The organism is Streptomyces sp. TLI_185, assembly GCF_003814765.1.
In the GTDB taxonomy this organism is placed as follows: Bacteria; Actinomycetota; Actinomycetes; order Streptomycetales; family Streptomycetaceae; genus Streptomyces.
This window is the reverse complement of sequence record NZ_RKRB01000001.1, coordinates 4560774-4580235: the sequence shown is the minus strand read 5'-3', so window position 1 is coordinate 4580235 and position 19462 is coordinate 4560774. Positions and strand designations below refer to the sequence as shown.

The 19462-nt window shown below is 69.4% G+C and carries 21 protein-coding genes; 5 read left to right on the top strand and 16 right to left on the bottom strand.

Features of this window, described 5'->3' with window-relative positions; genetic code table 11:
- Positions 1-5: 5 nt before the first annotated feature.
- The 14 genes from EDD92_RS20955 to EDD92_RS20890 form a co-directional block, all read right to left on the bottom strand.
- A complete protein-coding gene (locus tag EDD92_RS20955) occupies positions 6-1532 on the bottom strand; it encodes a GMC oxidoreductase (protein ID WP_123965743.1) in 1527 nt (508 codons plus the stop codon).
- A gap of 60 nt (positions 1533-1592) precedes the next feature.
- Positions 1593-2723, bottom strand: coding sequence for an ROK family transcriptional regulator (locus EDD92_RS20950; RefSeq protein ID WP_185124430.1), 1131 nt, complete (start codon positions 2721-2723; stop codon positions 1593-1595).
- A gap of 8 nt (positions 2724-2731) precedes the next feature.
- Complete coding sequence (locus tag EDD92_RS20945) at positions 2732-4099, bottom strand: carboxylesterase family protein (RefSeq protein WP_260326647.1); 1368 nt, start codon at positions 4097-4099, stop codon at positions 2732-2734.
- Entirely contained in the window at positions 4096-4977 is an 882-nt protein-coding gene (locus EDD92_RS20940; protein WP_123965741.1) for a carbohydrate ABC transporter permease, read from the bottom strand. The genes EDD92_RS20945 and EDD92_RS20940 overlap by 4 nt, the downstream gene beginning before the upstream one ends.
- Positions 4974-5894, bottom strand: coding sequence for a carbohydrate ABC transporter permease (locus tag EDD92_RS20935; protein ID WP_123965740.1), 921 nt, complete (start codon positions 5892-5894; stop codon positions 4974-4976). Before EDD92_RS20935 ends, EDD92_RS20940 begins: the two co-directional genes overlap by 4 nt.
- Positions 5895-5901: 7 nt before the next feature.
- Entirely contained in the window at positions 5902-7200 is a 1299-nt protein-coding gene (locus EDD92_RS20930; protein WP_123965739.1) for an extracellular solute-binding protein, read from the bottom strand.
- 273 nt (positions 7201-7473) lie between these two features.
- Positions 7474-7941 carry an HAD family hydrolase gene (locus EDD92_RS20925; protein WP_185124081.1) on the bottom strand — a complete coding sequence of 156 codons (468 nt, stop codon included), beginning with the start codon at positions 7939-7941 and terminating at the stop codon, positions 7474-7476.
- A 38-nt stretch (positions 7942-7979) separates the two neighbouring features.
- Positions 7980-9146, bottom strand: coding sequence for an oxygenase MpaB family protein (locus EDD92_RS20920; RefSeq protein WP_123965737.1), 1167 nt, complete (start codon positions 9144-9146; stop codon positions 7980-7982).
- Between the two features lie 71 nt (positions 9147-9217).
- On the bottom strand, positions 9218-10246 hold the full coding sequence (locus EDD92_RS20915; RefSeq protein ID WP_399183509.1) for a polyprenyl synthetase family protein: 1029 nt from the start codon (positions 10244-10246) through the stop codon (positions 9218-9220).
- A 16-nt stretch (positions 10247-10262) separates the two neighbouring features.
- The gene (locus tag EDD92_RS20910) at positions 10263-10541 is read right to left on the bottom strand and encodes a polyprenyl synthetase (protein ID WP_123965735.1); all 279 of its coding nucleotides are present in this window, start codon (positions 10539-10541) and stop codon (positions 10263-10265) included.
- A gap of 625 nt (positions 10542-11166) precedes the next feature.
- The gene (locus tag EDD92_RS20905; RefSeq protein WP_123965734.1) at positions 11167-12408 is read right to left on the bottom strand and encodes an ABC transporter permease; all 1242 of its coding nucleotides are present in this window, start codon (positions 12406-12408) and stop codon (positions 11167-11169) included.
- Positions 12405-13112 carry an ABC transporter ATP-binding protein gene (locus EDD92_RS20900; RefSeq protein WP_123965733.1) on the bottom strand — a complete coding sequence of 236 codons (708 nt, stop codon included), beginning with the start codon at positions 13110-13112 and terminating at the stop codon, positions 12405-12407. The genes EDD92_RS20905 and EDD92_RS20900 overlap by 4 nt, the downstream gene beginning before the upstream one ends.
- On the bottom strand, positions 13109-14404 hold the full coding sequence (locus tag EDD92_RS20895) for a peptidoglycan-binding protein (RefSeq protein ID WP_123970470.1): 1296 nt from the start codon (positions 14402-14404) through the stop codon (positions 13109-13111). The genes EDD92_RS20900 and EDD92_RS20895 overlap by 4 nt, the downstream gene beginning before the upstream one ends.
- Before the next feature lie 137 nt (positions 14405-14541).
- A complete protein-coding gene (locus EDD92_RS20890) occupies positions 14542-15042 on the bottom strand; it encodes a hypothetical protein (RefSeq protein ID WP_123965732.1) in 501 nt (166 codons plus the stop codon).
- A 182-nt stretch (positions 15043-15224) separates the two neighbouring features.
- Between EDD92_RS20890 and EDD92_RS20885 the strand changes: the two genes are divergently transcribed.
- The 5 genes from EDD92_RS20885 to EDD92_RS20865 all read left to right on the top strand — a co-directional run bounded on the left by EDD92_RS20885 (position 15225) and on the right by EDD92_RS20865 (position 18260).
- Positions 15225-15650 (top strand): hypothetical protein, encoded by a 426-nt coding sequence (locus EDD92_RS20885; protein WP_123965731.1) that lies wholly within the window; start codon positions 15225-15227, stop codon positions 15648-15650.
- 73 nt (positions 15651-15723) lie between these two features.
- Entirely contained in the window at positions 15724-16665 is a 942-nt protein-coding gene (locus EDD92_RS20880; RefSeq protein ID WP_123965730.1) for a hypothetical protein, read from the top strand.
- Positions 16666-16918: 253 nt separating this feature from the next.
- Positions 16919-17170 carry a hypothetical protein gene (locus tag EDD92_RS49905; protein WP_185124080.1) on the top strand — a complete coding sequence of 84 codons (252 nt, stop codon included), beginning with the start codon at positions 16919-16921 and terminating at the stop codon, positions 17168-17170.
- Entirely contained in the window at positions 17167-17523 is a 357-nt protein-coding gene (locus tag EDD92_RS20870; RefSeq protein WP_123965728.1) for a hypothetical protein, read from the top strand. Before EDD92_RS49905 ends, EDD92_RS20870 begins: the two co-directional genes overlap by 4 nt.
- A gap of 71 nt (positions 17524-17594) precedes the next feature.
- Entirely contained in the window at positions 17595-18260 is a 666-nt protein-coding gene (locus EDD92_RS20865) for an SMI1/KNR4 family protein (RefSeq protein WP_185124079.1), read from the top strand.
- Positions 18261-18330: 70 nt separating this feature from the next.
- On the opposite strand, the gene EDD92_RS20860 is transcribed toward EDD92_RS20865, so the two are convergent.
- Entirely contained in the window at positions 18331-18777 is a 447-nt protein-coding gene (locus tag EDD92_RS20860) for a PIN domain-containing protein (protein WP_123965726.1), read from the bottom strand.
- Complete coding sequence (locus tag EDD92_RS20855; protein WP_073757835.1) at positions 18774-19016, bottom strand: type II toxin-antitoxin system Phd/YefM family antitoxin; 243 nt, start codon at positions 19014-19016, stop codon at positions 18774-18776. The genes EDD92_RS20860 and EDD92_RS20855 overlap by 4 nt, the downstream gene beginning before the upstream one ends.
- Positions 19017-19462: the final 446 nt, after the last annotated feature.

The following is a 19462-nucleotide window of genomic DNA, read 5'->3' as shown; positions in this document are numbered from 1 at the left end:
TCCTCTCAGTGGGCGGCGGGCGCGGTGACGTGTTCGGCGACGGCGCGCGCGGCCCGTACGGCGGTCACCGCGCCGGCCAGCGTGACGTTGGCGGCCATCGCGGTGGGGATCACGCCGTTGCCTGCGACATACAGGTTGTCGAAGTCCCACACCCGGCCGTCGGGGTCGCACACGCTGGAGCCGTCGTCGGCGATGCCGGCCCGGACGGTGCCGGTCTGGTGCAGCGACGAGCCGGGCGGGAGCAGGGCCAGTTCGGTCTCGGGATCGAGCGTGCCGAACTCCTCGGCGAGCGACCGGACTTCGTCGAGCGCACGGCCGATCAGCGCCCGGTCGGCGTCGGAGTAGCCGAACTCGACCGTGATCCGTGGCATCCCGGCGAGGTCGGTGTCCGACTCCGAGAAGACGAGCCGGTTCTCGGGGCGGGACTCGACGGGTGCGTACAGCGACAGGCCCACCGAGTGTGCGAGAGGGCTGCCGGCTTCATCCACATACGTGCTGTTCATGATCTGGCCGTGGAACGGCTGTGCCGCTCCGTTCTGCGGCAGCCAGAGCGAGTCCGTGGCGAACTCGCCGGGGCGCGGCAGGGGCAGGGCGTCGAGGCCGATGCCGAACCGGTCGAGGTCGAGCAGCACCCGACCGCTGATGAACGCGTGCTCGTTGAGGTGACGCCCCAGTGCCTCGGGCCGTATGCCGGACGCGAACAGCAGCTGCGGGGTGCGCAGCGCGTCGGCGCACACCACCACGGTCTCCGCGCGCAGCTCGTACTCGGCACCATCGGCGACACGACGCAGCCGGGCGCCGGCGACCCGGCTGCCGTCGGTGACGAGGGCCGTGGCGAGGGTGCCGGTGAGGAGCGTGAAGGCCGGGTCCCCGCCCACCGCGATCGGCGGGAAGACCGTGCCCGGAGCCGTGCGCGGCATGGGCCCCGCGGGTGTCGCGGTGACCGCCATCGGCATCGGCTGCGGCCGCCGGTCGTCCGGTCCGACGCCGTCGTAGTGTCGGCTCAGCACGTCAAGTACCCGCTGCCCGACCGGAGTCGGGCCGATGGCGGCGGGCGCGACCGCGAGCAGTCGGCGCGCGGTGTCCAGATCCTTCGCCCAGCGGTCCGGGTCGCCGAAGTCGAACACCTCGTCCCCGGCGGGCCAGGGTGTCGCGGCGGTCCAGTGCACGCCCATGCCGCCCGCATTCCACGCGAGCGCGGCAGCCGGCATCGCCTCGGCGTCCTCGCCGAAGGCGAGTGCGTGGAACATGCCGGGCGTCAGGCCGCTGATGCTGTCGGCGACGTCGCGCACCACCTCGGCGCCCGTGTACAGGCCCTGGACACCGGTTGCGACCTGTTCGTTGTAGCGCGACCACAGCGCCGGGTCGTCGAGGTCGTGCAGGTGCAGGCCCGGGGCCGCGCCGATCGGCCGGCCGCCGTCGACCATGGTGATGTCCAGCGCCGGATCGGTGTCCCGCAGCAGCCGGGCCACGACGGATCCCATGATGCCGCTGCCCACGATGAGAACGCCGGTCCTACTGGTGCCGGTCATGGTCGGACTCCTGTCCTGTGGAACTTGGTGTGAGGGGAGAGTGCGGAAGACGGTGTGCGATCACGCGCTCGGGACGAGCGGGCCGAACAACTCGGTGTCCATGTGGTCGAGCACGAACTTGACGGCGCCGATGAGCGGGCCGTCGGAGCCCAGGGCGGTGGCGCGCAGTTCGACGGCGGGCGTACGGGCACCGCGCATCGCCTCGCGCACCCGGGGCAGCAGTACGTCGGCCGCGTCCTCCAGCCCACCGCCGAGCACGATGAGCGACGGCGCGATGGTCCACGACAGGGTGGTGAGGATCGACGCGATGTTCTCCACGAACTCGTCGACCTCCGCGAGCGCCGCCGCCTCGCCGTCCCGGGCCGCGGCGAAGCGGCCGAGCGCGATCCGCCGTCGGGCCGGATCCGGTGAGGTCAGCCACGCCACGGGGCGGTCCTCCACCGAGCCGGCCCGCAGCGACACCGCCTCGGCGATCTCGCCCGCGGCGCCTTCGAAGCCGCGGTGGACGTCACCGCGTATGAGGATGCCGAGACCGGTCCGGTTGCCGAGCATCGCCCACACGACGTTGTCGTGGTCACCGGCCGCGCCTCGCCAACGCTCGCCGAGCGCACCGAGGTTGGTGTCGTTGTCCGCGAACCACGGCATGGCGACGCGCCGCCCGAGTTCCTTGGGCAGACGCACGCCTTCCCACTGCGTCGTGTACACCAGGCGCCGTACGACGCCGTCGTCGTCGATCGCGCCACCGCTCGCGATCGCACCGGCCCGCAGCCGGTCCTCCGTCCCGCCCGCGTCGCGGAGCGCCTCCAGCACCAGCGCGGCTGCGTCGTCGAGCGTGGCCTCGGGATCCTGGTAGTCACGCAGCGGCCGGTGCGCCCGGCCGACGATGCGGCCGCGCACGTCGGCGACGACCGCGGACCCGTTCAGGGTGGTGATGCGCACCGCCGCCAGCAGCGCGTGGTCGGCCCGCAGCTCGTACCGGCGGGCGGGGCGCCCGGCGGAGCCGCTGACCGGCACCCGGTCGAGTTCGCTCACCCAGCCCGCGTCGACGAGCGAGTCCAGGATGAGTTCGATGGTGCGACGGGACAGGCCGACCCGCTCGGCGAGCTCGGCCAGCGTCATCGGCCCGGCCGACACCGCCAATGCACGAAGGATCACCGAGGTGTTGACCCGCCGCACGGCGCTCTGGTTCATCCCGGGCATCAGCACGCCTCCGCCGTACCGGACCCGGCAGGTACCACCGGGTCGAACACGCCTGTGGTGTCGGCCGTCGGCTCCGCCCCGGGCCCGCCGTACTCGCGGGCGGGGTCGCCGGGCCTCCCGGTCGCCGGCTCCCAGGCCGGCGACCGGCCGTGGACGAACGCCACCAGGTCGGCGTGCATGGCCGTGGCGAGTTCCGCGGGCGGCCGCGTTCCGAGGGCCTCGGCGGTACCCGGCGCGTCGAGCACGTCGAAGAAGAACGGGATGTCGGCACAGTGCACGGCGCCACCGAGTACGGGGGAGGGCCATTCGAAGGAGTACAGCCAGGTGCCGGCGGTGGCGTCGCGACGTGAGGCGGCCGCGCGCGGACAGGCGGCCCGGAACAGGGTGTCCGTCACCCGGGTGCCCGCTGCGCGGGCGGCGGCATTGCGGCTGCCCGGGGCGCCACCGTCGAACTCGTCGCCCGTCGCGCCGAGCAGCAGCGGTACGCCCTGCCCCTGTACGGCCAGTCCATCGGCGACGGGCACCGGAAGGATGTCGTCGCCGACGAACGGACCGAGCACGAGCGGGTCGTCGTCGCCGGCTTCGCCGCGCAGGAGATGGACGCCCTGCTGGACGCGTTCCACCGTGAGGCCGCCGAAACCGGCGCGCGTCGGCGGCACACCGAGCCGGTCGCCGAGCCGTACGACGAAGTCGCGCGCGGCGTCTTCGCGCGACTCGAAGAAACCGCCGGACACACTGACCGCGCGGCGGAAACGACCACTGCCGACGCGCGAGGAGAGCAGCGCGAGCACCGCTCCGCCGCCCGCCGACTGGCCGGCGACGGTGACTCGGTCCGGATCACCGCCGAACGCCGCGATGTTCTCCCGCACCCAGTCGAGCGCGAGCAGCAGGTCGCGCAGCCCGAGGTTCGGGGGTACGCCGTCCAGCGGGGCGAACCCGTCCACGCCGAGCCGGTAGCCGGGCGTCACGGTGACGATTCCGTCGCGGGCGAAGGAGCGGCCGTCGTACCACGGACTGGCCGGGCTGCCCGCGAGGAAGCCGCCGCCGTGGATCCACACCAGCACGGGGCAGGACTCACCGTCCACGGGGGCGACGACACTCAGGTTCAGTACGTCGTCGCCCGGCACCGACGGCTCCGGAATGGTGGTCGTGGCGAACAGCGGCACGCGCTGCGAGGTGGCGCCGTGCCGGGAGGCGTCGAACGGCTGTGTGAACCGGCTGCGTGGCACCGGCGCCGCGAACCGCCGCGCACCGACGGGTGCTTCGGCGAACGGGATGCCGAGGAAGCGCCGTACCCGGCCGGTGCGGCGGCCGATGATCGTGCCGGCGGGAGCCTCCATCACGTCCACCCCCTCCACCGCGGTCACCGCATTCCCGTTCCGGCGACACCCTGCACGAAGTAGCGCTGCAGGAAAAGGAACAGCACCAGCACCGGCAGCATCACGACGATCGCGCCGGCGAGCATCAGGCCGTAGTCGGTGACGTGCGCGGCGGCCTGGCTGGTTGCGGCCAGGCCCACCGGCAGCGTGTAGCTGGAGGTGCTCTGGGCGACGATGAGCGGCCAGATGAAGTTGTTCCACGAGAAGAGGAACGACATGATCGTGATCGTGGCGACGGCAGGTCCCGCCAGCGGCAGGAAGATCCGGAAGAAGATCCGGAACTCGCCCGCCCCGTCGATCCGGGCCGCTTCCAGCAACTCGTCGGGGATCGACAGGGCGTACTGCCGCATGATGAAAACGGACAGCGGCAGCGCCGCACCGGGCAGGGCGATACCGGTGAGGGTGTCCGCCAGGCCCATGTCGACGGTGATCACGAACTGGGTGACGAACACCGTGGTGAACGGCACCATCATCGCCGCCATGACCGCGCCGAACGCGATCCGCTTGCCCGCGAAGTCCAGTTTGGCGAGTGCGTAACCCGCGGCCGACGCCGCCACGATGTTGCCGGCGACGACGATGACCGCGACCACGATGCTGTTGACCAGGAACCGGCCGAAGCCCTCGGTCTGGAACAGCCGTACGAAGTTGTCGAGGGTGACGTGGTGCGGAAGCCAGGCGCCGGGGTCGGAGCGGATCTCGTCGAGGCCGCGCAGCGAGCCGCTGAGCACCCAGACGAACGGCAGCACCGTGAGCAGCGCGCACAGCACGAGCGCGCCGTACAGCAGGGGACGGGCGACGGACCACCGGCGCACCCGCGTCCGTTCCTCTGCCAACTCGGCATTCCGTGGTGCGGCGATGGTGGTCATGCGCGAGGCCTCAGCATTCGGAACTGGACGATGCTCACCAATGTCACGAGCAGGAGCATCACGAAGGACGCCGCCGAGGACATGCCGAACTCGCCGGCCCCGAACTGGTGGTAGGTGTACAGCGCCATCGACTCCGTGGAGCCCAGCGGGCCGCCGCCCGTGAGCAGATACGGCTCGTCGAACACCTGGAGGTAGAACACGGTCAGCAGTACCGACGCCATCAGCGTGGTCGGCATCAGCAACGGCACAGTGATGTGCCTGAGCTGCCGCCACCGGCCGGCCCCGTCGAGGGAGGCGGCCTCGTACACGTCCTGCGGCACCGCCTGCAGACCGGCGAGGAACAGCACCATCGCGATGCCGAAGTTGCGCCAGACACCGAGGGCGATGACCACGGGCATGGCCAGATGCGTGTCGTCCAGCCAGTTCGGCCCGGCGAAACCGACGGCGCCGAGCACCTTGTTGACGGTGCCGTCGGTGTTGAAGGCGTACTGCCAGATCATGGCGACGGCCACGACGTTCGTGACGACCGGCGCGAAGAAGACGGTGCGGAAGGTGCCGCGCAGCCGCCGGATGCCGGAGTTGAGCGCGAGGGCGAGCACGAACCCGAGCACCATCGTCAACGGCACACCGACGGCCACGAACAGGACGGCGTTGAGGATGTCCCGCAGGAAGGTCGGGTCCTCCAGCAGCCGGAGATAGTTCTGGAGTCCGGTGAAGTCGACGGCGAGCGGATGACGCAGGTCCGTGCCCCGAAGATCGGTGAGGCTGAACCCGAGCGCGGCCATGGCGGGTATCGCCGTGTAGAGCAGGAACACCAGGGCGAACGGCGCGAGGAACAACCAGGCGACAGCCGTTCGGCGGGCGCCCCGGGGCCGACGCGCACCGCGCGGCGTCGTCGGCCCGATGGCGGCGGTCATCCGCGGATCACCCCTTGCCCGCGCCGAGGCTCTCGGCGTACGCCTGGACGTTCGCGGCGGCCTTCGCGGCCGTCCCCTTGCCCTTGGCCACGGCTTCCATCTCCTTGCCCAGCCGGGTGGCGACCTGCTGCCAGTTACTCACCTGCGGAAACGCCCGGGTGTTCTTCAGCTGCGTGAGGAAGGCGTCCAGCAGCGGCTGGCCCGCGATGGCAGGATTGGCCCAGGCGGAGGCGACGGCCGGCAGCGAGCTGTACGCCTTGTACTGCGCCACCTGGGTGCTCGGCTTGGAGATGTACCGGATGAGCTTCCAGGCCGCGTCCGCGTTGCCGCTGTCGGCGAGCACACCCCAGCTGCCCCCGGCGGAGAAGGAGACGCTGCCCGACGATCCGGCCGGAAGGGGTGCGGTGGCGACGTGGGACGCCGTCCAGCCGGTCTTCTTCGCGACTGCGTCGAGCTGGCCGATGACCCACGGACCCGTGATCATGCAGGCGGTCCTGCCCGACACGAAGTACGGCTGCGCGTCGAGGAACGTGGGCCCGGCGGTGTCGGCGATACCCGAGGTGAAGAACGACGCGTTGTACTTGATCGCGTCGGCCATCGCCGGCGTGTCGAGCGTCCACTTGCCGCCGGACGAGAGCAGCGAACCACCCGCCTGCCATGCGTACATCGCGACGTCCTGGCCGTTGAAGATGTCCCAGCCGATGTCCGCCCCGAGCGCGTGCCGGGCGCCGGCGCGTTGGAGCGCCTTGAAGAAGGGCACCACCTCGTCCCACGTGGCCGGAGCCTTGACACCCGCCTGCTTGGCGAGGTCGGAGCGGTAGACCAGCGCGTAGGTGTAGGCGTACCAAGGCACCGTGTAGGCGACGTTCTTCATCACACCGGCGTCCCACAGGCTGGGGAAGAAGGACTTCGGGTCGGCCACGCCGTCCGGCACCGGCCGCAGGATCGACGGATCGAGGAACTGCGCCTGCGACTCGGGGAAGAACTGGGCGACATCGGGTCCCTTGCCGGCGGCGATCGCGGCCTGGAGCTTGGTGTAGTAGTCGGCGTTCGGGATCAGTGTGAACTTCACCGTGAGCTTGGGGTTCGCGGCCTTGAAGGGCTTGATGACCTTGTCGAGCACGTCGGCATCGCCCTGGGCGGCCCAGACGTTGACCGTGCCGGTGGCCGGGGAGTCGTCAACGGGTTCGGCGGAGGACGTCGCAGCTTTCGCAGTGCCGCGACCGCAGCCTGCCAGGGCGAAGCTGCCGAGCAGAGCTGTGCCGGCGGTCAGCTGTAGGACACCGCGTCTGGAGGGATTGGACACGCTGGGCTCCTGTCTCATGGGCGCTGAGCACAGTGGAGGAATTTCGGGGGAAGTAGCGATTTTGGTCCGACGGGACCTGATGTCCGAGGGAGCCAGCTGGAGGCGATGGCCCTTTACGGCGTTGCAGCGACGGTATGGGCGACTGGTTGCGGTGACATCGCGTATCCATCACCGTGAAATTTCGGAACTTGTAGCAAAATCTCTGGGGACCGCGCTCGGCCCTGAACGGCCAAGGGCATCACCCGCGTCCGGTGCGCGCCGAAAATCGCATCGCTACTGGTCGCGGCTCTGCACCAGCCGGCAAACCGCCCCACCCCGCCCGGCCCGGTTGCGGCATCCCGCCCTGCTTCCCGGCCTCATGTGTGCTGAATCCGTTTCGCGGCGTGCGGCTCCGCGGACCACGACTGTCAGGCCACGAGCCGCTGCATGCCCGTCAGGCCGCGCTCTCCGGCGCGGCGTTCCGCCGCCAGGATTGCAGGTGTGTAGACCGCAGGCGGCCGCGCCTGCGTCGTAGATCGGGATGTCGCCGACCATGAGGGTGGCGCGGGGGGCGGTGCCGAGGTCGGCGCAGGCTTTGAGGAACAGCTGCGGGTCGGGTTCTTCACGGCCCCGCTCGTAGGAGATGACGCAGGCGGCGGTCAAGGTGTCCAGCCCGTGGTGGGCGAGGTGGGTGCTTAGGTCCCAGGCGAAGTTGCTGACGATGGCGACGGGCAGTCCGCGCTCGCGCAGGGCGCGCAGCACCGGTTCGGTGTCGGGGGTGGGGTGCGCCCGCCCGGCGGTCAGGTCGGACTGACGGTGGGGGCGGGCGGGGTCCAGCGGTGGGTGCGGGGAACGGCAGAGGAGACGCCGTAGTCCCTTTTCAGCTGCTCCGGAATCGCGTAGTGCATGACGCGGCCGCGGGTGAGCGAGGACAGTTCGAAGATCGTGGTGAAGTGGCCGAGGCGGTCCAGGGCCCAGGCACCGAGGGGGAAGCGGTCCTCGATGGTCTCCAGGACGCCGAGCAGGGGCGGGACGGCCTTGACGACGGTGTCCCAGGCAGTGCGCGGGACGTCCAGCCAGTCGGCGCAGGTGTCGCCGATGAGGTGGCGGATCAGGGCGGAGACGATCGGGTCGAACAAGGTGCCCGGGACGACTTCCTCGTACAGATCGATCAGTTGCCGGGTGAGATGCGCGCCTTCCTCGCTCGGCCCCATGTGTCGGGTCATGTACAGGTCCATGAACTGGCGGGCGGACTCCAGGTCCTTGGGTGCCTGGCTCTGATCGACGCCGAGCATGGCGCCGACCACCCGCCAGGCGTAGAAGTACGCTTCCGCCCCGTCGACGCTCATGTGGATGTTCAGCCGGTGCAGGGAGTCCAGCACAAGCAGCGAGAACAACATCTGACCGCCGATCATGTCCTCCTGACAGATCGGCACCCCCAGGCTGTCGACGTCCCAGCGGTTTTCCTGCTTGAGGTGGTGGCGGATGGAAGCGTGCAGCAGGCGGACTTTCTGGGCGGCGGGAATGAAGCTGCTGCCTGCCTCGAATGCCCCAGGTTGCATGAGGTAGACGGTGAACTGCCCGGTCTCCGCCATCCGCTTGGAGGGGTACTTCAGCGAGTGCGTCGCCGACAGCAGCTTCGCCACGTGCGGGACCACGTAGCAGGCGGGCATGGAGGCGAAGGACAGCGCTGTGGAGATGTGCACGTTGTTGTCGACGAAGAACAGCCTGGCCTTCTCCATCTCACCCCAGTCGACCCACGCTGGTGGTGCGCTGGTGGCCTGCAGGTATTCCCGCGCCACCTCGGGAAGACCATCGGGCAGCGGTGCGCCGGCGGTCGACACGTAGCGCATCAGAGTGTTGAACTTTCCCACCTCCCCACGCTCGAAGAGAGTGGCCACTGTTGCGTCGGCGAGTTCGTCACCGCTCTGCCGCAGCGCGTCCATCGACGCATCGGTGTAGGTCATCACAAGCTCCTTGTCCTGAGCGGAACATGCGGGGCCGAACAGGCACCGGGCGCGGCGTCCCTCCGCCGAGGTCAGTGCTGGCGCACGGTTGCGGAACGCGCCAGGCCGGTAAGGGCTCGTGCGGCGTGCGCCGGGATGTCCATGTCGTCAAGAGCGCGGGTGGCTTCCTCGACCCGTGCACCGATCATCTGCTCGATCCGGTCGGGTGCCTTCAGCCGGCTCATCACCGCGCGTACGGCGTCCAGGCCGTCCGCCCCCAGATAGCGCCGGCCCAGCAGCGTGCGCAGTTGCTCCCGCTCGGTCTCGTCGGCCACTCGCCAGGTCTCCGCCAGCAGGGTGGTGGGCCGGTGTGCGCGCAGGTCGTCCATGTTGGTCTTGCCGGTCAGCGCCGGATCCCCGAACAGACCGAGCAGATCGTCTCGCAGCTGGAACGCCTCGCCCAGCGGCAGCCCGTAGCAGGAATAGCCCTCGCGCATCCGCTGCCCGGCGCCGGCCAGCGCACCGCCGATCAGTAAAGGCTGCTCGACGGTGTACTTCGCGGTCTTGTACCGGATCACCTGCAACGACTCCGCCGTGTCCGGCTCTGCACCGGTGCGCAGCACCTCCAGGCACTCACCCGCGATCAGCTCCCGGGCCAAGGCCGCCCACAGGGGACGGGCTCGGGCCAGGTAGGCCGCGGGCAAGCCACTGGTGGCGAACAGCTGACCGGCCAGTGACATCAGCAGATCGCCCACCAGCATCGCCAGCGACCTGGCCGCGGTCGTGGCACGGGGGCGACGACGCAGGGCGGCTCGCAGGGCGACATGTGCGGTGGGCCGGCCGTGCCGCAAAGGGCTGTCGTCGATGATGTCGTCGTGCACGACCGCGGCGGCGTGCACCAGCTCCATGGAAGCCGCCGCCCGCACCAGAGCGTCGCTGTCAGGCTGACCGGCGGCCCGCCAGCCCCAGTAGCAGAACGCCGCCCTCAGCCGCTTGCCATGCGCCACGGCAACCTCGACCTGCTCGGCCACTGGGCCCAGGTCCGTGTCGATCGCCAGCAGTTGATCCGCCTCGTGCGCCACGAACCGGCTCAGCACCTCGTCGACGCGGGACTTGAACACGGCCGCCTCATACCGGTCATCCACAGTCGGCAGCCCGCCGCTCCAGGGCCTTCCGGGCGAGGACCTCCAGATGGGCGGGCGGCACCGCCGCGTACCGGTCCAGCGCAAGCTGCCCGCGAGCCTTCACATCCCGCTCCGCGTCAGCCGCCAGTTCAGCCACGTCCGAGCGGCGCAGCAATCCGCGCACGGTGCCGGTGGCCGAACCGAGAGCACACACCGCCAGGTCGGCAAGGCCCGCCACCAACAGCATTGTCTGCTCGGCCGCATCCCCGCCACGCCCGGCTTCTTGAGTCACGCCATCCCCCCACCAACCGATCAACGAGGTGGCGCGGTCACCCGCCACCGCTCACAGCGTCGCGTCCCCGCGAGGGGAAACCAGGAACAACTCACCATCGGGTGATCACGCCGAAGATGTGTGCGTATCTCCTGTCCCGCCGGCCCGAGCACCTCGTTGCCCCTTGGGTTCGGCGCGGCACGATCCGCATGTGTGCCGCAAGCACAAAGGCCCTCCCGTCCGCCGGACGAAAGAGCCTCTGACCAGGTGCTTCTCTGTGCCCCCGGCAGGATTCGAACCTGCGACACCCGCTTTAGGGGCATGATCATACGTTTTCTGATCCGTCCTCCGTAGGCTTGATATTTCGCTGTTTGTGCAGGTCAGCGGCCTGCTGAGGGCGGCTTGGGTAGTGATCTTCCGTGATCCTTCATGGGGCTTCTTGGTCCTGCTGTTCCCAGCAGGTTCCCAACTGAGGTCGTGGGAACTGCTCTCCGGGAGTCGACAGAAGTGTCTATGCAGGTTTGTGTCCCTCAGTCGGACTCCTTTGAGCACCGCAGATGCTTTGAGGGGAGCAACGGGCTCGGTCCCCTGACCCGGGCTCGGGCCACCGTTCGGACCAGGTCGCACTGCACGCTGTACGGACCCATCATCGCCGCAGTGCCTCCACCGGTTCGATACGGGAGGCCCTCCATGCCGGATAGAGCCCGGCCAGGATGCCGGTGGCGAGCCCCACCAGAGGGGCGGCCGCGACCGTGCCCGGGTGCAGGATGGGAGTCCAGTGGCGAGCCAGGGCCACACCGACCACGGTGAGTACGCCGAGGCTGGTGCCGACGAGTCCGCCGAGTGCCCCCAGCGTTCCTGACTCGGCCAGGAACTGGGCGGTGATGTGGCGGGCGCGAGCGCCCAGGGCGCGCCTCAGGCCGATCTCGCCCGTCCGCTCCAGCACCGCGACGAGGGTGGTGTTGGCGATGCCGACCGCGCCGATGACCAGGCAGATCCCGGCCAGCAGCAGAAACAGCTGACTCAGGTCGGAGCCGACCCCGGAGCGCAGACCGCGCGGGTCCGGCGGCGGTATCGCCTTGAGGTACTCGGGGTGGTCGGGCCGCAGCGCCGTCGGGGCCTCTTCCGCGACCTGTCGGGCGGCACCTAGATCCGTGGCGACCAGCATGCTCGCCTCGGCGGGCCCCGGCCGGCCCCACAGCTCCTCCGCTGAGGTGCGCGGAACCACCACGCTGAGCAGCAGATCGGGCTTGCGCTGCACGTCCTGGACGATGCCGACGACGGTGAACGGCTCGTCCCCGATGAACACCGCCGGATGCGTCTGGAGCGTGGTGATCCCGAGCTGCGCGGCCGTCGCCTCGCCGATGACCGCGACCCGGCCCCGGCGGGCCATTGCGTCGTCGTACAGCCGCCCTTCCGCCAACGTCGGCACGGCTGCCCGGAGCACCCCGGGCGAGGCGGCGACCACATCGATCGACTTCCCTTCAGCTTCGGCAACGGGAGCCGACCTCACGGTGGAGGCCCGGTCGTCGCGCACCGTCCAGAAGACCCCGGCGGCCCGCACCCCGTTGACGCGGCGTATGCGGGTATCGGCGTCCTCGGGGAAGGTGGGCCCGATCAGCCCGTCGGGGTCGTGGACGGCGTCCTGAACGGTCACCTCGGTGGCGGTGAGCGCGTTGAACCGGGAGTCGATCTGGGAGGACGTGGTGGAGGTCAGCCCGAGTATCGCGACGAAGGTGCCGACACCGAGCACGGTGCCGAGGGCGGTCAGCGCCGACCGGGCGGGGCGCTGGAGCATCCCGGCGCCGGCCTCGGAGAACAGGTCGCGCAGCGTGAACGAGGAGCGGTCGATACCCGCCGCTCTGTTCTTGTGCGCAGCTGATGTCATACGGCTGCGGCCTCCCGGCGCTCTGTGAGCACGCCGTCGCGGATGGACACGGTCCGTCCGCCGCGCGCGGCCACCTCCGGATCATGTGTGATCAGTACGACGGTCAGCCCTTCCGCGTGCAGTTCCTCCAGCAGTTCGAGCACGGTGTGGGCGTTGGCCGAGTCCAGGTTCCCGGTCGGCTCGTCGCACAGCAGCAGCGACGGCCCGCCCGCGAGGGCGCGGGCGATGGCGACCCGCTGACGCTCGCCTCCGGACAGCCGGGTGGGCAACGAGTCGACACGGTGTCCGAGCCCGACCCGGATCAGCGCCTGCCGTGCCCGCGCCCCCCGCTCTGCCCGGGCGACGCCGCTGTACATCATGGACATGGCGACGTTGTCCAGTGCCGAGCGGTGCGGCAACAGATGGAAGGCCTGGAAGACAAAACCGATCCTCCTGCCCCGCAGCGCCGTGCGGTCGGCATCGCGCAGTGCTCCGGTGTCGTGCCCGTCCAGCAGATACGTCCCGTGTGTGGGGGCGTCCAGCAGCCCTGCGATGTTCAGGAACGTGGACTTGCCGGAGCCGGAGGGGCCGACGACGGTGACGAAGTCCCCACGCCGCACCGTCAGATCGCAGGGCTTGAGCGCCGCCACCGGCGGCGTTCCGGGATAAGTCAGCCCGACGTGGCGGAACTCGATGACCGGGGGTGACGAGAGGGAATCCGTCACGAACCGCTCCCCTCCCGCTTGATCCCGGTGACCACCTGCTCGCCCTCTGCCAGCCGGGCCGAGCCCACGGGCTCGACGGCCACGAACCCGTCGCCGGCCGTTCCGGTACGCACCTCGACCCGCCGTTGCCGGCCGCCCGCCTCGACGGCGGTGACGGTGGTACGGCCGTCGGCTCCGGCGGTGAGCGCGGTGATCGGCACGACCAGCGCCTTGCCGTCGGTGCGGGCCGCCTCGATGGTCAGTCGGACGTCCTGTCCGACCAGCTTCGGGTCCAACGGCCGGTCCGGGTCGGCCCGGAGCAGATAGCCGCTCTGCCCCTGCTGACCGGAGGCCGTGCTCTGTTCCCCCGACGAACCGCTCTGCCATTCGCCCCCGTCGCCGCCCGGCGCGGTGAACGACTCGGCCAGGTAACCCACCGTCGCACGGGCCTCGGCTCCGGTCACCTCGGAGTAGATGCGCACCCGCTGGCCCTTGTGGACCAGACCCTTCTGATGCTCCTGCAGATAGGCCCGCACCTGCAGGCGGCCGGCCGACACTGTCATCACCGTGCCGTCGACCGGCGCCCCGACCCGCCCTGCCACGGAGTCCACGCGCGCGGGGAACCCCTGAAGGAAGACGACCTCACCGGCGGGCAGCCGCGGCCCCGCCGCGGACTTCGCCGTGGCCAGATCCGCTCGCGCCTCGGCCAGATCGTCCCGGGCGTAGCCGAGGTTGCGCTCCGCGTCCGCGCCGTCGGCCGCCTCGGCTTCAGCCACCGCCCGCTTGGCCTGGGTCACCGCCTTCTCGGCGGCTTTCACCCCTTCCCCGCCGTCGTCGAGGGCGGGCAGCGGATCGTAACCGATGGCGGCATAGAAGGAGTTGAGGGCGGTCTTGGTGCCGGCGCCGAACGTCCCGTCGAGGTCGCTCCCCGTACCGTGGCCGAGGGCACGCAACGCCCGTTGCAGCTGCCTGACGTCGCTGCCCATGGCGCTGGGCTTCAGGTCCCGGTACATCGGAACCTTGCCCGGCAGTACGAACACCGGCCGACCCGACACCTCCAGGACCACCTGCCCTGCTTTGACGGTCGCCCCCTGTTTCACCGGCAGCTTCGTGACGACCGGACTGGCGGCGTCCGCCCCGCCGGACATCTGAGGTGCCACGTCCACGCTCTGACCGGCCACCACCTGCCCGCGGACGATGACCGAAGAGGTCAGGACCCGGTACTCCACCGGCGAGGTGAGCACGCTGCGCTCCGGCGGCCGTGCCTCGGCGGCGGCCTGGGCAGGTGACTTGATCACCGTGGCGGCCAGCATGCCGCCCACGGCGAGCAGGGCGGCCGCGCCGGCGACGGTGGCGGCCCACCGGCCGCGCCGCGAAACTCCGGCGCCGGGGGCCGCCTCCGGTGCTTCGCGGTCGATTCCTCCCGTGCCTCTGTCTGCTCCATGTGAGGTCAGCCGCCGACGATCCCCGGCCCGTCGGCAGGCGAGCACTTGGCCGCCACATCGGCGAAGTCCCGCTTCACCTTTGCGACCAGCTCATCGCTGAGCTTGATCTCCGCGGTCTTCGGGTCGGGGTCCGGGTATTCCGGAACTCCGTTCTTCCGGAAGCAGGCAGTGATCTTCCGGGCTGCCTCGAGCGCGTCGGCGGAGGCCTGGCCCTGAGTGCTTTCGGGTAGCTTGCTCCGACACTCGTCCTCGGCCGCCTGCTGCTTTGCGGCACCTGCCGCGGCAGCCTTGTCCTTGTCGACCCGGAGATGGCCGCTGTCGGTGACCTCCAGGGCCATGCCCTGCTTCTCCAGACACCGGTAGTAGGCCACTTCCTGCGCATCGGCAGCGGATGCGCTCGGCGCCGCACCGTCCTGGGCGTCGCCCGAGGCCGAGCAGCCGGCCGAGAGGACGCCCGCAGCCAGGGCAGCAAGCAGGAGCTGGGTTCTTCGACGGGCAGACGGCATCGCAACTCCAGTTGCCAGACCAGGGGATGGGCGCAGACAGCGCAACAGCGGGGACCGCAACTTACGGCATGACCGTTTTTCGATCAACCGTTTGCAACTCCTTGACGGACCTTCCGACGGATGATCACAATCAGCCATCCCCCCACTGCGCATCCCGAGTTGACTTCTCTCCCAGGAGTGAGGTGAGCAGGACCAACGCAGTGCGTTTTGCCGCCGGGGCCACGCTGGCCGCGACCATGTTCGCCGGTACCGTTCTGACCGGCGCGGGAAGTGCCTACGCCGCCACGAACCTCAACGGCCGCCTCGAGTCCGGCGAATTCGGCCTCTACTACAACTCCGGCGGGCTCGGCTGCGTCCGGGACAGCTACTACGACGACAACACCTTCGTCGGCGACAACTTCAAGGACCCGAACAGCGTCAACTGCGCCGGTGAGGGCCAGACAACCAACGACAACACCGCTTCCTACTGGAACCGGGACGCCTACCAGTGGGAGGTGGACACCGACGCCTACCGGAGCGGCATCAAGGGCTGGATTCCGTCCGGCTACTCGGGTGATGCGTCGTCCAACTTCAAGAACGAGATCTCCTCGAACTACATCGACTGGTGATCTTCCACTGATCTTCCACGGGCGGGATCCGGTTCAGCGCCGGATCCCGCCCGGCCACCCCTGAGGGTCTTTGATGTCCTTGCCTGTCCGCCGCGTTCCGCGGCTCCTCGTCACCCTGTCAGCCGCCGCCGTGGCGGTGACCGGGTGCTCCGTCGGCGGCGGCACCACGCACGGGGCATCGGAGCCCGAGGTCTCAGCCATACCGGTTCTGACAGACTCCGCCGATCTGGCGCTCCCGCTCGATGCGTACGAGGCGACCCCCGAGGAGCGGCAGTTGCTGGTGAAAGCCCAGCAGGTCCTGACCACACGATGCATGGACCGGCTCGGCTTCGACTACCAGCAGCCGCAGCAGTCCGGAGCGGCGAAGGAGTCGCCGAACAGCCGACTCTACGGGGTCACGGACCCGGCGACAGCCGCCCGATACGGCTACCGCAGCCCCGAGGAAACACAGTCCGGCGCCACCAGGGCAAAGGCCGAGCCCCTCAGCAAGGCGGAAGAGACCGCCCTGTTCGGGGCCCCCGATCTACGGCCCGCCGAGTTGCCGAAGAGCCAGCAGGAAGCAGAGCGCGAGAGCGGCGACGGAGGCGTACCCGTAGGTGGGTGCACCAGGGAATCCTTCCTCAAGCTCTACGCCCCGGACCCGAAGAGTGTGGACGTCCTCTACGTCTTCCAGCTCAAGTCCGAAGCACAGACGAGGGCCCGTACCGACTCGCGCACCGAGCAGGTGAACGCACGCTGGTCCGCGTGTATGGCCAAGTCCGGATATCAGGCCAAGGAACCGATGAAGGCGGCCGAAGAGCTCGGCTTCACCGATGCCGAGCTCGCAGGGCCCGAGGCGATCACAGCGGCCACTGTGGACGTGGCCTGCAAGAAGAAAACCAATCTGGTCGGAACTTACTACGCGGTCCAGTCCGCCTACCAGCGACGACTTGTCGAGGAGCATGCCGAGACCTTGAATCTCGCCCGGCAACAACTGCGCGACAGGCTGCGGCTTGCCGCATCCCTTATCTCCTAGCGATGGATTGTCGGTTACGGCCGTGGATATAGCGTGCCGCGGGACGTTCGTGGTGCCAGCGTGGGTGGAACCACTGCGGTCGAAGGCGAAACACCTGGTCGCGAGCGGCTGGCTGCCGGGCCGTTTCACGCTCGCGCAGGGCGTGAGCGGGCCAGTCGGCACTTCTCGGTCCAGGTCATTCCCACCGATCAGAACTGCCCCGGCGGCCAGGGCTCAGCGACTTCTACAACTCCTCGACCAGGACAAGTTCTACGTGGACGTCCTCACGGCCGACGGGAATCTGTACGGGCAGGAGGACACCGAGCCCATCGGACCGATCGCCCCGGTCACCTATCCCACGTGCACGGACAACCGCTCGCCCGCAGTGCAGTCGGTGACGGAGAAGGCACCCCCAACGGACACGTTCTTCGACTACGCACGCATCACCCCGACGACTGGGCCCGGCGGCGGCTCCACCTTCTCGGTCACCCTGCCCGACGGCCGTCGCGGAACGAATACAGCGTGACCCCGTGGAACGGCGGATTCGTCCTGCTCAGCCAGGACAGCACTGAAGCGTTCAGCGGCAAGATCCGCATCTGGTCCAGCTGCAGCAGCCCCTACGGCCCCTTCGGCGCCTGGGTCGGTCACGACGAGGTGTACTGGACCCCCGAAGGGGGCCCTTACGGAAGCTACGCCGACGGAAACGTATTCACGTACAACGCCCATGCCCACCCCACCCTGCAGAACGGGGACACCTGGACGCTGTCGTACAACGTCAACAGCATGGACAACCGCGTCCAACCGGACGCCGCCCACTATCGGGACCCGAGCATCTACAAGCCCCGGTTCGTATCCTTCCGCCTCGTACCGGGCTCCTGACCACACTGCACAACTGACCCGGTGCTCCCGCCCCTTGCGGGGCGGGAGCACCTCCCCCAAGGATGCTTCACATGACCATCAGCGGCGCTTGGGAACGCATCGAAACGTGGCTGCGGAACAACGCCTCGGCAGGCCACGCCTCCCTGCCCGGACCGGCCCCGGTGGCCGAACTACGCATGGCACATACGCAGATCGGTCGCCCTCTCCCGGCCGAGTTGGCCGACTCCCTCCGGTGCCACAACGGATCGGGCAACTTCGTTCTGCCCGTCTACCACCGGTTCAGCGACCTGCACCTGATCGCGCGGGAATACCAGAGCTACCGCCGAGCGGAGGAAGCGATGCGCCGGCGGGCCGAGGAACGGCATCCCAGCGTTCCGAACCAGACTGCCCTTCTGCCCCGAGGCGAGTACTACTACTGGAACCCGGACTGGATCCCCTTCGCCTACGACGAGAGCGGAAACAGCCTGTTCATCAGCCAGGTCGACGACGACACCTTCGGCCGGATCGGCGTGCACGACAAGGAAGACGGACCGTCCTTCAGCGAGAGCCCTGTGTTCACCTCGCTGCCCCACCTCTTGGACGGAGTCGCTCAGGCCTTGAGTGACGGAGTCTTCGAGATCTGGGGAGAGTGGGAGCCCGTCGTCGACGACGATGGCCTTCTGGAGTGGCAGGAGTCGGAACTGGAAGGCGACGTGGTGTGGGATCTGCCACCCCTTCGGCCGGACACTCAAGGCTGATCGAACCATTGTGAGAGGGCGCCCTGCGAAGCGGCGAGCGGGCGTCCCGGGGCAGGCGAGGCCGGCGTGACTACAGATCTTCGGGCAGGAGCCGGAATGCGGGGTGGCCGGTCAGGGGCCTGACCATGCGGAAGTGGTGGTCGGTGGTGAGCAGGGCGTCGGTGCGGTAGGCGGCGGCGAGGGCGACGTTCATGGCGTCGGTGAGGCCGATGCCTTTGCCGCCGTCGGCGTCCGCGTAGCCTTCGGCGACCGCGATCGCCGCGCTCAGGTGAGTGCTGACGGAGGGCACCTCGAAGCGTCGGGTTGCGACGTTGCGTTCGATGAAGCGCGCCGCGGTCAGGGCCTTCTGGGCTCCGGCACGGGTCGAGATCAGGTAGTCCAGTTCGGCCAGGACCATGGGGGAGATGACGAGGTGGCTGGTTGCTGCCAGGGCCTTCTTGTGTTCCTGGTGGCCGGTGAGTTTCGGGTCGAGCAGGCGGTACAGGCCGTTGGTGTCGGCGACGGCGACCAGGCTCACGCGCCCATCCCCTTGAGGGTGTCCTCGATCTCGTCGTCGGTGAGGTCGGGCAGGCCGAGGTCGGGGAGGTCGAGGTCGCCCATGGCGTCGGTCGGGTACGGGGGCACCTCGGTGTCGTTTATCGGGACGACCCGTGCGACGGGGGTGCCGTTCTTGGTGACGGTGACGGTCTCGCCGCGGGCTGCTGCGGCGAGGATCTGGGAGGACTTCTGGTTGAACTCGCGGGCCGTGGTCTCCATGTAGTACATGTTACTATGCGAGTGATGTGCACCGATGGGCACCTCGTGCACATGGAGTGCGGGCCCGAAGCGCGGGACGCCGGGCGGATGCGTCGGAGCGATCGACGTAAAGCTACCTGATGTTACTCATCGTGCCGTTCCCATCAGGTTCCCATTGGGGACAAAAACGCCTCTCCGTGACACTCGCGGAGAGGCGTTATGTCCAATTATATGGCGCTTTGTCGTGCCCCCGGCAGGATTCGAACCTGCGACACCCGCTTTAGGAGCGAGGTGAGGCCAGTGCCGCTCTGACCTGCGAACTGTCCACGTGGGCGGACCAACGGCCGGCTATCCGTCGGCCACCGCCGTTCCCCGTGGCTCCCCGCTGGATCTGGCACGGGTGTGGCACGGGTGTCAACTGATGTTCCTCAACTTGCGTTCGGGGGTTGGCACCTGCGGTGGTGCCC